This is a genomic window from Methylobacterium planeticum (genome assembly GCF_008806345.1).
Classification (GTDB): Bacteria; Pseudomonadota; Alphaproteobacteria; order Rhizobiales; family Beijerinckiaceae; genus Methylobacterium; species Methylobacterium planeticum.
Genome location: NZ_VZZJ01000003.1, coordinates 23,725 through 37,051 on the forward strand (window position 1 = coordinate 23,725; position 13,327 = coordinate 37,051).

Sequence of the window (13,327 nt, forward strand, 5' to 3'; positions counted from 1 at the left end):
CCGTTCCGGAAGGACCGGGCCGGCGGATTGGCGGCGGCCCCGCCCGGGCGGGGGGGCCGCGCCGCGCGCGGTATTAAGCCGGGGACAGCCACGAAATTTTCGCGTCGCGGTGCCCGCCACGGTTGCCCCGGCGCCTATATACGGGCGGACAGACGGCCCCTTGGGACGAGGAGTGGGATCATGGCGCGGATCACGTTGAGGCAGCTTCTCGATCACGCGGCCGAGTACGAGTACGGCGTGCCGGCCTTCAACATGAACAACATGGAGCAGGGCCTCGCCATCATGGCGGCGGCGGACGCCACCGATAGCCCGGTGATCCTGCAGGCGAGCCGCGGGGCGCGCGCCTACGCCAACGACGTCCTGCTCGCCAAGATGATCGACGGCCTCGTGGAGATCTATCCCCACATCCCCGTCTGCATGCATCTCGACCACGGCAACAACGAAGCCACCTGCGCCACGGCGATCCAGTACGGCTTCACGTCGGTGATGATGGACGGCTCCCTCAAGGCCGACGGCAAGACGCCGGCGGACTACGCCTACAACGTCGAGATCACCCGCAAGGTCTCCGAGATGGCGCATTGGGCCGGCGTCTCGGTCGAGGGCGAGCTCGGCGTGCTGGGCTCGCTCGAGAGCGGCACTGGCGAGGCCGAGGACGGCCACGGCGCCGAGGGCGAGCTCTCGCACGATCAGCTCCTGACGGACCCGGACGAGGCCGTGAAGTTCGTGCAGGCCACCAAGGTCGACGCCCTCGCGGTGGCGATGGGCACGAGCCACGGCGCCTACAAGTTCACCCGCAAGCCCGACGGCGCGGTGCTCGCCATGAACGTGATCGAGGAGATCCACCGGCGCCTGCCCTCGACCCACCTCGTCATGCACGGCTCCTCCTCGGTGCCCCAGGACCTCCAGGACATCATCAACCGGTTCGGCGGCGAGATGAAGCCGACCTGGGGCGTGCCCGTCGACGAGATCCAGCGCGGCATCAAGCACGGCGTGCGCAAGATCAACATCGACACCGACAACCGCATGGCAATGACGGGCCAGATCCGGAAGGTCCTCACCGAGAACAAGGCCGAGTTCGATCCGCGCAAGTACCTGAAGCCCGCGATGGACGCGATGACGAAGCTCTGCAAGCAGCGCTTCGAGGAATTCAACACCGCCGGCCAGGGCTCGAAGATCCGCCCCGTCTCGGTGGGCGCGATGGCCAAGCGCTACGCCGATGGCTCCCTCGACCCGAAGATCGGCGGGGCGCACTGAGCCGCGCCACGCGCGAGACCCCGGCGCGAGATCCCATGACCGAACCGCAGACCCGCCTCGCCCTCCTCACGCCCCACCGCGTCGACGGGAGCCACGCCGACGGCCTCGTCACGGCCCTCAGGGCGGGCTGCGCGGCGGGCGACGTGGCCGCCGTGCTGCTGCGCCTCGCCCCGAGCGACGAGCGCAGCCTCGTCGCCCTGGTGAAGCGCGTCGCGCCGGCGGTGCAGGAGGCGGGCGCCGCCCTCGTGGTGGCCTGCGCGGGTCATGACGGGGACCTCGTCAGCGTCGCCGCCCGCGGCGGCGCCGACGGCGTCCATGTCGACAAGCCGGGCGAGGGAGTCCTGGCGGACCTGCGGGGCCGCCTGCGCGACGGGCGCATCCTGGGGACCGGCAGCATCGAGAGCCGTCACGCCTCGATGGATGCGGGCGAGGCCGGCATCGACTACTTGATGATCGGCGGCCTCTACGCCGACGGCGCCGCGCCGGACCCGGATGCGGTGCGGGAGCGCGCGGCCTGGTGGGCCGAGATCTTCGAGACGCCCTGCATCGCGGTCGCCGCGGCCGAGGCCGAGGTCGCGGGCCTCGTCGCGACGGGCTCCGAGTTCGTCGGGCTGGAGAGCGGGATCTGGATGTCCGAACCGGCGGCGGTGGCCCGGGCGCAGGCGCTGCTCGCCGCCTCCGGGGCCGCTTCGTGAAGCTGGCGGGACCGCTCGCGGCCGTCGTGTCCCTGGTCGCCGGCACGGCGCTCGCGGCACCGACGCCGCCCGCGGCGACGCAACCCGGCGGCCCTGCCAGGGCCCAGTCGAAGGTCGAGGCACCCAAGGCCGACGCGAAGGGCGAGTCGCCCAAGGCGCCGACGCGCGAGCTGCCCTCACCCTACACCCCGAACTACAACGGCGGCGCCCGGCCGCCGCCCTCCGACAAGGCTCCGGACTTCGCCTACGGGGCCTATCAGCGCGGCCAGTACGTCACGGCCTTTCGCGAGGCCACCAAGCGCATCGAGACCGACCGCAAGGACACGGCCGCGATGACGTTGCTCGGCGAACTCTACAACCAGGGGTTGGGCATCCGGCAGGACGCCCAGAAGGCGGCCGAGTGGTACCGCCTCGCCGCCGCCCAGGGCGAGCCGCAGGCCATGGCTTCCCTCGGGCTGATGGCGATGGACGGCCGCGGCATGGTCAAGGACGCGAAGGCGGGCCGGCGCTGGCTGGAACAGGCCGCCGAGGCCGGGCAGCCGAGCGCCGCCTACAACCTCGCCCTGCTCCTGCTCGGCTCGGGCACGGATGCGGACCAGGCGCGGGCCGCCACCCTCTTCCGCAAGGCTGCGGATGCGGAGCTCGGCCCCGCCCAGCACGATCTCGGCGTGCTCTATCTCCAGGGCCGCGGGGTCCCGAAGGACCCGTCCAGGGCGGCGGATTGGTTCCGGCGCTCGGCCGATAACGGGGATCTCGCCGGCGAAGTCGAGTTCGCGATCCTGCTGTTCAACGGGACGGGCCTGACGAAGGACGAGCCCCGGGCCGCCCGCTACTTCCTGCACGCGGCCTCCCGCGGCAACGCCATCGCGCAGAACCGCGTGGCGCGGCTCTACGCGGTCGGGCGCGGCGTCCCGAAGAACCTCGTGGAGGCGGCGGCCTGGAACCTCGCGGCGGCCGCCCAGGGGCTCTCCGACGCGTGGCTCGACCAGACCCTGACCGGCCTCACGGCCGACGAGCGCGGCCGCGCCGAACGGCTCGCCGCCGAGCGGGCGAACGTGAAGTAGCGCTCGCCGTGCCCGCGGATGCGGGCGGGGGTGCGTCCGCGCGCCCGTCCGCCGTCGTCAGGAGGCCTTGGCCGCCGCGTTGCGCTTGCGGGTCGCCGCGGCCTTCCGGGCGGAGGCCGAGCGCTCGGCGGCCGTCCGGGTGGCCGCGGCCTTGCCGCCCGCGGCACCGCCCTTGTGGGCCGCCGGGTGCCCGGTGACCTTGCCGCGGCCGGAGCCGCCGGGCTTCTTGCCGCCGCCGTCATCCTTGTTGACCGTCGCCCAGGCCCGGGCCTCCGCCTCGGCCTCCGGCACCCCACGATCGACGTAGGATTCGGCGATGTGCTCCGCCTTGCGGACCTGCTTGTCGGTGTATTTCGATTTGTCGCCGCGGGACATGCTACGCTCCTCACGCTCGGCCCGCCGCCGGTCAGCCGACGTCGGTGGGCCCATCCAGGACCGCACGCACGCGCCGGATGAGGTCGGTGCGCCGGTAGGGCTTGTTCAGGATGTCGAACTCCGAACCCCCGACATCGGTTCGCTCCAGGCTCGCCTCGGCGTAGCCGGTGGTGAGCAGAACCTTGAGGCGCGGCTGACGCTTGCGGGCCTCGCGGGCCAGCACGACGCCGTTCATTCCCCCGGGCATGATCAGGTCGCTGAAGAGCAGGTCGACCTGCTCGCTGGCATCGAGGATGTCGAGGGCCTCGCGCCCGTTGGCGGCCGTCAGGGTGGTGTAGCCGAAATCCCGCAGGATCGCCCGGGCGAGCTCGGCCACGTCCTCCCGGTCGTCGACGATCAGGACGGTCTCGGTGCCGGGGCGGTCGACCACCCGCTGCGAGATCCGCGGCGCGGCGTGGTCGTCGCCCTCGGTCGCCGGGAAGGAGAGGCGCACCGTCGTGCCCTCCCCCATCGCGGACTCGATCTGGGCCGCCCCGCCCGATTGCTTGGCGAAGCCGTAGACCATGGAGAGGCCGAGGCCCGTGCCCTTGCCCTCGTCCTTGGTGGTGAAGAACGGGTCCATCACCCGCGCCAGCAGGTTCGGCGGGATGCCGGTGCCCGAATCGGTGATGCTGATGCCGACATAGCGCCCACCCCGCAGCGGCCCGACGCCGGTCCCGTCGCTTTCGTCGATCGTGCGGTTCTCGGTGGTGATGACGACGCGCCCGCCCGACGGCATCGCGTCGCGGGCGTTGATCAGGACGTTGAGGATCGCGACCTCGGCCTGGGTCGGGTCGACGCGGCAGTTCCAGAGGCGCTCGGCGAGCCGGAACTCCACGCTGATCTGCGCGCCGAGGGAGCGGTTGACCATGTCGGCCATGCCCTCGACGAGGGTGTTGAGGTTGACGGCCCGGCCCTCCAGGCGCTGCTTCCGGGCGAAGGCGAGGAGCTGCTGCGTGAGCGTCGTGGCGCGCTCGGCCGCCTGACGGATGTTCTCGGTGGCCCGTCCCAGGCGGGCCCGGTCGGCATCGGGCTTCTCGATCCCCGCCGCCAGGATGTCGACATAGCCGACGATGACCTGGAGCAGGTTGTTGAAATCGTGCGCGATGCCCCCCGTGAGCTGCCCGAGGGCCTCCATCTTCTGGGCTTGGCCGAGCGCCTCCTCGGCGTCGCGGCGGCGCGACACGTCGAGCTGCGACCCGAAGAAGTAGGCGAGGTCCCCGTCGACGTTCATCACCGGGGAGACGAACAGCGCGCTCCAGAACGAGGAGCCGTCCTTGCGGTAGTTCAGGATCTCGGTGGCGAATTCCCGGCGCTCGGCGATCGCGCCGCGCAGGTCCGCGATCGTCTCCCGGTCGGTCTCGGGGCCCTGCAGGAACCGGCAGTTCCGGCCGATCACCTCCTCGGTGGTGAAGCCCGTCATCGCGATGAACGCCTTGTTGGCGAAGATGATCGGGTTGTCCGGCTGGTGGGGATCCGTGACGATCATCGGCATCCGCGTGGTCTCCACCGCGGCGAAGAAGATGTCGGCATGATGATCGGTGATGGGGCCGGAGGAGCCCGAGCTGACGCGGGTCCTCGTGCCGGTCGGGGGCTTCTCGGGAATGTCGACCATGCTCGCGTGTGTCACACCGGGTTCAGCGGTCCGGACCGCACTGGGCACCATCCAACCGTGCACGGTGGTTCTATTCATCCGCGCCCAGGCTGTCGACCGACTGGGCCCGTGCATCGCCGTCGCGCCGCTGCGGTGCGGCAGGATCCGTTCGGTGCGGATGGCGACGCACCCCGCCGCCTTCGCGACATCGCTGCAACAGGCGTCCCGACTTCATGAGAAATCAGCCCCGGACGCACCGATCTTCTTGCCTCGGCGAACCTGATAAGGAATTCAAGCAGTATCGAGGGCGTCGGGACGCGATTCACGCCGCGCGTTTGCTCGCGGCTTTGCATCTCTGGGTTGTATTCCCACGCCCATGACCATGAGAATCGCAGAGTGGCGCGAGCAGGTTCCTGAGGAGGCGCGCGTGGCCGGGATCGACGTGGTGTTCATCGCGCCCGCCGGGGCCGGCGCCTCGCTGGTGCGCCGCACCATCCTCTTCGCCCTCGGGGAGGCCCTGCCCCGCATCGGCGAGTGCGTGATCCTGGCCTTCGGGGCCGAGCCGGGCCGGTGGCAGGTTCAGGACGTGGCCCACATCTTCGAGGAGGAGGGCCACGGCGTCGCCATCAAGCTGATGCCGCCCCGCGACTAGGCCGGCGCCGCGGCGGCGGGCTCCCGCAGGAGCACGGGCCCCTGGACCGGCGCGGGCGCCGGCGGCGCGGCCGGCAGGCGCGAGGCGTCGAGGACGGCCGCCAGCGCGTCGTTGAGGGACGTCACCAGGATGTCGGCGGAGGTGGCGCGGCGCAGCCGGTCGAGGGTCGCGGGGTCGCGCTCGCGCCAGAACCCCACGAGGATGCGCACCCCCGGGACCGCGGCGCGCGCCTGCCGCACAGTGAAGCGGATCGTCGAGAGGCTCACGGGCTCGAGGTAGGAGAAGCAGATCAGGGCGAAATCGGAATGCTCCGGCCGCTCCCCCGCCCGCAGGGCCGCGAGGGAGATCACCTCCGAGGCGAGGCCGTGACGCCCCAGGATCTGGCTCAGCATCAGGGTGGCGGCCTCGTCGAAGGGGCCTCGGCTGGAGACGCACAGCACCGGAACCTTGCCGCGCCAGGCCGGATCGAGGTCCTCGCGCGACAGCACGATGGCGGCGACCTGCCGGTCGGGGCCCGCCGCCGCGACGGCCGCCGCCGTCTCGGTGCTGCCGATCCGCGGCGTTCCCTTGCCGACGCGCCGGCGCACCCGCGCCTCGCCGAGGCGGGTGACCACGGTGCGGATCGCGGCACCGACCTGGTCCTGGCGGTCGCGGTCGAGGGTGCCGCGGGAGCGGTCCTCCTGCGCCATCAGGAGGCCCGCCAGGGCGACCTCGTCGTAATAGGTCACGAGGGCGCGCTCGCGCAGGAACTCGCGGCCCTGGTCGATCGCCTCGGCCGGATCGTTGGCGAGCATGCGCTGGTAGAAGATCTCGGGCGGCGACAGCGCCGGCTGATCGCCCAGCATCACGTCGAGGTACCAGAGCCGTTCGACGTGGCGGCCGAGCACCACGAGGCAGACCGTCAGCGGCGTCGCCAGGACGAGGCCGATCGGCCCCCACAGGAAGGTCCAGATCGTCGCCGCGAGGATCACCGCCACCGGCGAGATCCCGGTCGAGTGGCCGTAGAGCAGGGGCTCGATCACGTGGCCGGCGATGGGCTCGACGACGAGGAACAGGGCCGCGGTCGCGATGACCATGCTCCAGCCGGGATCGACCGCGGCGGCGAGGACGAGGGGCAGAAGCGCGCTGATCGCGGCGCCGACATAGGGCACGAACCGCAGGATCGCCGCGAGCACGCCGAACAGGGTGGGGCTCGGCACGCCGATCAGCCAGAGACCCACGCCGATGATGATGCCGAAGGCGATGTTGAGGGCGAGCTGGGCCAGAAAGAAGCGGCTGAGCCGGCTCGCCGCATCGTCGATCGCCGCCGTGGTCTTGCGCAGGTCCCCCGAGCCGGCGAGCCGGATCATCCGGTTCCGGAGATCCTCGCGCTGCAGCAGGATGAAGATCGTGAAGATCAGGATCAGGCCGGTGGTCGCCAGCGGATGCAGGATCGGCCCCGCGAAGGTGCCGAAGGTCTCGATCACGCCGGCCTTGGCGGCCTTGATCTCCACCGTCAGCGGGTGCTCGGGCGTGCCGGGCTTGGCGGCCGCCTCGCCGGCCGGGGCGGGCTGAAGCTCGGCACCGAGGTCCTGCACCATGTCGATGATGCGCGAGAACGTGCCCTGGCTCGCCGTCGCGCCGCGGAGCGCCGTGACCTTCTCGCGCATGGTGATCTGGTAGCGCGGCAGGTCGGCGGCGAGCTGAGCCGCCTCGTTGGCGATCAGGGTGCCGATGCCGACCAGCGCCCCGAAGGCGATCACCACCACGAGCAGGACGGCGGGGACGCGCGGCATCCCCACGCGCCGCAGGATCCGGACGGCGGGGACGAGGACGAAGCTGAGCAGGATCGCCAGCGTGACCGGCACGAGGATGTCGCGGCCGAAATACAGCGCGGCCATCACGGCCACGACCAGCAGGAACGAGGCGAGGGCCACGAAGACCGGCAGCGCCTGCCTCAGTCGGCGGGCCGTGACGGGATCATCGCTCATGCTCTACGCCTCTCCCTCGACAACGCACGTCGCCACGCCCAAACGGCCCCGCGGGTCCCTCAGGCCGCCGGTGCCGCCTCGCCGAGGGCCGCGCTGATCTGACTGAGCAGCTTCGAGAAATCGACGGGCTTCGGATGGTAATCGTCGCAGCCGGCCTGGATGGCCTTGTCCCGGTCCCCAGACATGGCGTGGGCGGTGAGGGCGATGATCGGGATGCGCTGGGTGTCGGTGCCCGATTTCAGCGCGCGGGCGGCGGACCAGCCGTCGAGGACCGGAAGGTTCATGTCGAGCAGGATCACGTCGGGCCGGCCTGCCCGGGCCTGCTGCACGCCCGCCTCGCCGTCATGGGCCAGGATGACGTCGTAGCCGCGACGCTTGAGGCGGCGGGACAGGAAATCCCAGATCTCCTCGTGGTCCTCGACAAGCAGGATCTTGGCCATCACGCGATACCCCTTTCACGCGAGCCGCCGCGCATTGTTCCCCAACGCGCGGCGGCGCACAATCGTCGCAAACCCTGTGACAGATCCCTCGGCGTCCCGGAAGCGCCGGTCCGGTCGCCCGGAGCGCCTCACTCCTCCGAGTCGAGGTGGAAGCGGACGTTCTCGATGTTCGCCCGGTCGAAGGCCTGCATCACGTGCTGGTAGGAGCGCTCCATCTCGGTGATCGCCTCGCCGGGCGCCTCCTCGGGCTTGAGCACGAACATCAGCATCGAGCGGCCGGTCACGTCGTAGCGCTCGCCGACCTTGAAGCTCTCGATGTCCTGGCTGTCGGGCAGGTTGGTGTCGAGGAGACGCGTCCAGGCGGTGCCGCCGACCGATTCCGGCAGCGTGAACGAGACGAGGTCGTGATAGGCGTTGTAGAGGATCAGCAGGGTCGCATCGCCCCCCCGGCGATGGATGCCGGTCGCCTGAGCCCGGCCGTCGAGGAGCACCGCGAGCGCGCGAGCGCCGCCCTCGTTCCAGTTCTCCGACGCCATCTCGCCGCCGTCCGGGCGCAGCCAGGTCACGTCCTTGACGCCGAGATCCTCGTCGAACGCACCCGTGAGGAAGCGCCCGCGGGTGAGGATCGGCAGGGCGTTGCGCAGCAGGATCAGGCGCTGCGTGAACTCGGCGAGGTCCCGCTCCTCGGCGCCCACCGCCTCCCAGTCGATCCAGGAGACCTCGTTGTCCTGGCAATAGGCGTTGTTGTTGCCGTTCTGCGTGCGGGCGAACTCGTCGCCCGCGAGCAGCATCGGCGTGCCGCGGGAGAGGAACAGCGTCGCCAGCATGTTGCGCATCTGGCGCAGGCGCACCGCCCGGATCTCCGGGTCGTCCGTCGGCCCCTCGACCCCGAAATTGTAGGACAGGTTGTGGGAGTGGCCGTCGCGGTTGCCCTCCCCGTTCGCCTCGTTGTGCTTCTCGTTGTACGAGACCGTGTCGTTCAGCGTGAACCCGTCATGCGCGGTGAGGAAGTTCACCGAGGCCCAGGGGCGGCGTCCGCGCTTGTTGAACTTGTCGGCCGAGCCGGTGATGCGCGAGGCGAGCGACGGGAGCAGGCCCTCGTCGCCCTTCCAGAAGCCGCGGACGTCGTCGCGGAAGCGGTCGTTCCACTCGGCCCAGCCCGGCGGGAAGCCGCCGACCTGATAGCCGCCGGGGCCGCAATCCCAGGGCTCGGCGATGAGCTTCACCGAGTTGAGGACGGGGTCTTGCCGGCAGGTGTCGAGGAAGCCGCCGCCCTCGTCGAAGCCGTAGGGCTCGCGGCCCAGGATGGTGGCGAGATCGAAGCGGAATCCGTCGACCCGCATCTCGGTCGCCCAGTAGCGCAGGCTGTCGGTGACGAGTTGCAGCACGCGCGGGTGCGAGAGGTTGAAGGTGTTCCCGGTGCCGGTATCGTTGATGTAGTAGCGCTCCTGGCCCGGCAGCAGCCGGTAATAGGAGGCATTGTCGATGCCCTTGAACGAGAGCGTCGGCCCCTTCTCGTTGCCCTCGGCGGTGTGGTTATAGACCACGTCGAGGATGACCTCGAGGCCGGCGCCGTGCATCCGGGCCACCATCTCCTTGAACTCGGAGAAGGCGAAGTCCGGCACCGCCGCGTAGCGGCGCGCGGGGGTGAAGAACGAGATCGTGTTGTAGCCCCAGTAATTCACCAGATCCTTCTGCTGCAGGTAATCGTCCTGCACGAAGGCATGCACCGGGAGCAGTTCGACCGAGGTGACGCCGAGGCTCTTGATGTAGTCGAGGACCGCCGGGTTCCCGAGGCCCGCATAGGTGCCGCGCAGGCGCTCGGGCACCATCGGGTGGAGCTTGGTCAGGCCCTTCACGTGGGCCTCGTAGAAGATCGTCTTCTCCCACGGCACGTGGGGCTTGCGGTCCCGGCCCCAGGTGAAGGCGGGATCGATGACCCGCGAGCGGCGGGTGTAGGGGGCGCTGTCCCGCTCGTCGAAGGTCAGGTCGTCGCCCGTCTCCATCTGGTAGCCGAACAGGGCCGGGTTCCACTCGATCGAGCCGACGAGGCCCTTGGCGTAGGGGTCGATCAGCAGCTTGTTGGGGTTGAACCGGTGGCCCGCCTTCGGCTCGTAGGGGCCGTGCACGCGGTAGCCGTAGATGCTGCCGGGACGCGCGTCCGGCAGATAGCCGTGCCAGACCTCGTCGGTGTATTCGGGCAGCTGGATGCGCTCGATCTCGCGCTCGCCGGCATCGTCGAACAGGCAGAGCTCGACCTTCGTGGCATGCGCGGAGAAGAGCGCGAAATTCACGCCCAGGCCGTCCCAGGTGGCGCCGCGCGGATAGGGCAAGCCTTCGCGGATCCGCGACCGCGCGGCGCGGGTCGAGGCACCCAGGTTTGCCCCGTTTCTGGTTTGGTCGGCCATGTTCACTCCGGTAGTAGACACCCTGCCGCGTGTGGGGGCCGCGCCTGCGGCGGACGGGGGTGCCCGAGCCGGAACGTGAACGTCCCGACCGCGGCGAAGGTCCGTAGCGCGGAAAATTTTTGCGCTGCAGCGCAGCGTGCGCAGAACCGGTGATCCGAGGTCCCGGCGGTGAGCCGAAACCTGGAACGCTCCGCGCCGGAACCGAGCGCCAACGCCCGCGGAGCGAGGACCGGAGGCCACGATCCGCCGGGATGTTCGCAACCCTTCGCCGGAACGGAGTCCGGCTGAGCGGCCTTGCTGAGATCGGGCATGCACCGGGGTGTCGAGCGCGCTTCTTGCGTGCCGGGACCGGCGGCGGGATATCGGGATGCCGGAGGGCTGCGGGCCAGCCTCCGGTCGGCTTTGGGCGGAGACGGCACATGATCGACGAGGGCAGCGAGCGCGAGCGGTCGGGCGGCTTGGCCGTCATCGCGGAGAGACACGGGGTCAGCGTCGACGCGGTGCGCCACCTGCTGCGCGCCCTCGAAGCGGGGCACGGCACGATGGCGCAATTCGATCATCCGGATCTCGGCGGCATGGGCCAGTGGTTCTCGGGCGGCATGGTGATGGTCGGGCGGATGTTCGACGCGGACCTCAAAGCACGGGTCTCGAGCCTCTGCAACGCGTTGTCCGGCGCCTTGCCGCGGGCGGGCTGGGACGGCGGGAACGCAACAGCGGCCGCCTCGGCCCCGGATGCCTGGTACCCGGCCGAGCTCGGCTGGCCCGCCACCACCGGCGCGCAGAACGGCCTGCGCTACGCCTATTTCCCGCAGACGCGCCGTCTCGCCATCGAGTCGGCGAGCGGCCTCGCCCTCTACGACACGGGCGAGCACCACATCACCGGAGCCTCGCAATCGAACGGGACGCTGCGCTTCTCGAGCGTCCACGGCCACGTCGATCTCGCGGCCCTGAAGCGGGTCGACGGGCCGGCACCCGAGCCGGCCCCCGCGGCGCCAGCCGCCGCGGCGGAGCCCCCGGCCGCGACCGAGCCGCGCCCGGCGCCGGGACCCGCGCGGGTGGGCGACGACCCGGCCGAAATCCTCGCCACGCTGGAGCGCCTCGCGGACCTGCACGGCAAGGGCATCCTCACCGAGGCCGAGTTCGCGCAGAAGAAGGCGGAGCTCCTCTCCCGCCTCTGAGGCCGGCGCGCCATATGGAGAGGGCGGCCGCATCGAGTCGCGCCGCACCCGATCCGCATGGCCCTCCTCCGCGACATCATCGAGATCCGGACGATCTACCACGAGCCCGCGGTCGCGGATTTCGCGCGCGGGCGGGAGATCCTCGACCGCTTCCCCGAGGCCGAGCGCATCACCGTGCCCTCGCACTGGAACATCCCGTCGCTGCACGGAAATGCCGGCTCCGTCGAGGATTGGGTGCGGATCAAGCGCTCGACCCTGGTGCTCGGGGTGAAGAAGGGGCTGACGATGCGGCCGAATGGGCGCAGCGCCCATTTCATCGCGCCCTCGACCTCCAACGGCTGCGCCATGGCCTGCGCCTATTGCTACGTCCCGCGCCGCAAGGGCTTCGCCAACCCGATCTCGCTCTTCGTCAATGTCGAGGCGGTCTGCGGCGCGATCCGGCGGCACGCCGCGCGGCAGGGGCCGCTGCCGGCGCCGGACAGCATCGACCCGGAATGCCACGTCTACGACATCGGCGAGAACGGCGACCTCTCGGTCGACGCGATGATCGGCGACAACGTGCGCGACCTCGTCGCCCTGTTCCGCGAGATCCCGAACGCCAAGGGCTCCTTCGCCACCAAGGCGGTGAACCGCGACCTCCTCGGCTACGCGCCGGAGGGCAAGACCCGGATCCGCTTCTCGCTGATGCCCGAGCGCATCGCCCGCATCGTCGATGTCCGGACCTCGCCGATCGCCGAGCGCATCGCGGCGATCGACGACTTCGTGGCCGCCGGCTACGAGGTCCACGTGAATTTCTCGCCCGTGATCCTTTACGAGGGCTGGGAGGCGGATTGGCGGACCCTGTTCGCGCAGATCGACGATTCGATCTCGGACGCCGCCAAGGCACAACTCAAGTGCGAGATCATCCTGCTCACGCACAATTCGGCGTTGCACGAGGTCAATCTCGGCTGGCATCCGAAGGCCGAGGCGCTGCTGTGGCGGCCGGACATCCAGGAGGCCAAGCGCTCGGAGGGCGGTGGCGAGAACCTGCGCTACCGCAGCGGCTGGAAGGGGCGCTGGCTCGCCCGGTTCCAGGCGCTCCTCGCCGAGCGGATGCCCTATTGCACGGTGCGCTACGCGTTCTGACGAACCGGAGCCGGGCCGGGCGCGTTTGACCCCGCGATCCCGTCAGGAGGCCCCCATGAGCGAGCATGATGCCCATCTGCGCGACGCCGTCGCGCTGGCGCAGGACAACGTGGCGGAGGGCGGCTCGCCCTACGGCGCGGTGATCGTCAAGGACGGGACGGTGCTGGCGCGCTCGGTCAACACGATCCACCGGACGAACGACCCGACGGACCATGCCGAGATGGTGGCGCTGCGGGAGGCGAGCCGGCGGCTCGGGAGCCGGGACCTTGCCGGGTGCATCGTCTACGCCAGCGGGCAGCCCTGCCCGATGTGCCACGCGGCGATGCGGCTCTCCGGCGTCCGGGAGGGCTATTTCGCCTATGCGGCGGAGGAGGCGGACAGCTACGGGATGCTCACCGCGGGCATCTACGCGGAATTGTGCAAGCCGCTCGACGAGCAACCGATGCGCCTGCGCCAGATCCGCCCCGACGCCATGACGCCGCCCTACGCGGCGTTCCGCGACAGGCGGAACAAATCATGAGCGATCCGCCGGA

Annotated in this window: 12 protein-coding genes; 7 read left to right on the forward strand and 5 right to left on the reverse strand. The window is 70.7% G+C overall.

What is annotated here, in order from left to right; all coding sequences use genetic code 11:
* The first annotated feature begins 180 nt into the window (after positions 1-180).
* From fba to F6X51_RS03870, 3 genes are read left to right on the forward strand one after another with little or no spacing between them, the layout of a single operon-like run.
* Positions 181-1,254, forward strand: coding sequence for a class II fructose-bisphosphate aldolase (gene fba, locus F6X51_RS03860; protein WP_150961911.1), 1,074 nt, complete (start codon positions 181-183; stop codon positions 1,252-1,254).
* A gap of 35 nt (positions 1,255-1,289) precedes the next feature.
* Positions 1,290-1,949 (forward strand): thiamine phosphate synthase, encoded by a 660-nt coding sequence (locus F6X51_RS03865; RefSeq protein WP_150961912.1) that lies wholly within the window; start codon positions 1,290-1,292, stop codon positions 1,947-1,949.
* Positions 1,946-3,013 carry a tetratricopeptide repeat protein gene (locus tag F6X51_RS03870; protein ID WP_246696615.1) on the forward strand — a complete coding sequence of 356 codons (1,068 nt, stop codon included), beginning with the start codon at positions 1,946-1,948 and terminating at the stop codon, positions 3,011-3,013. The genes F6X51_RS03865 and F6X51_RS03870 overlap by 4 nt, the downstream gene beginning before the upstream one ends.
* 57 nt (positions 3,014-3,070) lie before the next feature.
* On the opposite strand, the gene F6X51_RS03875 is transcribed toward F6X51_RS03870, so the two are convergent.
* Complete coding sequence (locus tag F6X51_RS03875) at positions 3,071-3,388, reverse strand: plasmid stabilization protein (protein WP_150961913.1); 318 nt, start codon at positions 3,386-3,388, stop codon at positions 3,071-3,073.
* A gap of 31 nt (positions 3,389-3,419) precedes the next feature.
* On the reverse strand, positions 3,420-5,042 hold the full coding sequence (locus tag F6X51_RS03880) for a hybrid sensor histidine kinase/response regulator (protein ID WP_150961914.1): 1,623 nt from the start codon (positions 5,040-5,042) through the stop codon (positions 3,420-3,422).
* Between the two features lie 355 nt (positions 5,043-5,397).
* Here F6X51_RS03880 and F6X51_RS27695 point away from each other — a divergent pair, with 355 nt between their 5' ends.
* Positions 5,398-5,673 (forward strand): hypothetical protein, encoded by a 276-nt coding sequence (locus F6X51_RS27695; protein WP_191970005.1) that lies wholly within the window; start codon positions 5,398-5,400, stop codon positions 5,671-5,673.
* Here the strand turns inward: F6X51_RS27695 and F6X51_RS03890 are convergent.
* The 3 genes from F6X51_RS03890 to glgX all read right to left on the reverse strand — a co-directional run bounded on the left by F6X51_RS03890 (position 5,670) and on the right by glgX (position 10,491).
* Complete coding sequence (locus tag F6X51_RS03890) at positions 5,670-7,643, reverse strand: AI-2E family transporter (RefSeq protein WP_150961915.1); 1,974 nt, start codon at positions 7,641-7,643, stop codon at positions 5,670-5,672. The two genes, F6X51_RS27695 and F6X51_RS03890, sit on opposite strands and share 4 nt — an antisense overlap.
* 59 nt (positions 7,644-7,702) lie before the next feature.
* A complete protein-coding gene (locus tag F6X51_RS03895; RefSeq protein WP_150961916.1) occupies positions 7,703-8,083 on the reverse strand; it encodes a response regulator in 381 nt (126 codons plus the stop codon).
* 128 nt (positions 8,084-8,211) lie between these two features.
* The gene (glgX, locus tag F6X51_RS03900) at positions 8,212-10,491 is read right to left on the reverse strand and encodes a glycogen debranching protein GlgX (protein WP_150961917.1); all 2,280 of its coding nucleotides are present in this window, start codon (positions 10,489-10,491) and stop codon (positions 8,212-8,214) included.
* A gap of 419 nt (positions 10,492-10,910) precedes the next feature.
* On the opposite strand from glgX, the gene F6X51_RS03905 reads away from it, so the two are divergent.
* The 3 genes from F6X51_RS03905 to F6X51_RS03915 are packed head-to-tail and all read left to right on the forward strand — an operon-like array spanning position 10,911 to position 13,314.
* Complete coding sequence (locus tag F6X51_RS03905) at positions 10,911-11,669, forward strand: SHOCT domain-containing protein (RefSeq protein WP_150961918.1); 759 nt, start codon at positions 10,911-10,913, stop codon at positions 11,667-11,669.
* Positions 11,670-11,726: 57 nt separating this feature from the next.
* Positions 11,727-12,794, forward strand: coding sequence for a spore photoproduct lyase family protein (locus tag F6X51_RS03910; protein WP_150961919.1), 1,068 nt, complete (start codon positions 11,727-11,729; stop codon positions 12,792-12,794).
* 55 nt (positions 12,795-12,849) lie between these two features.
* Positions 12,850-13,314, forward strand: a complete 465-nt coding sequence (locus F6X51_RS03915) for a nucleoside deaminase (protein WP_150961920.1) — start codon at positions 12,850-12,852, stop codon at positions 13,312-13,314.
* The last annotated feature ends 13 nt before the right edge of the window (positions 13,315-13,327 follow it).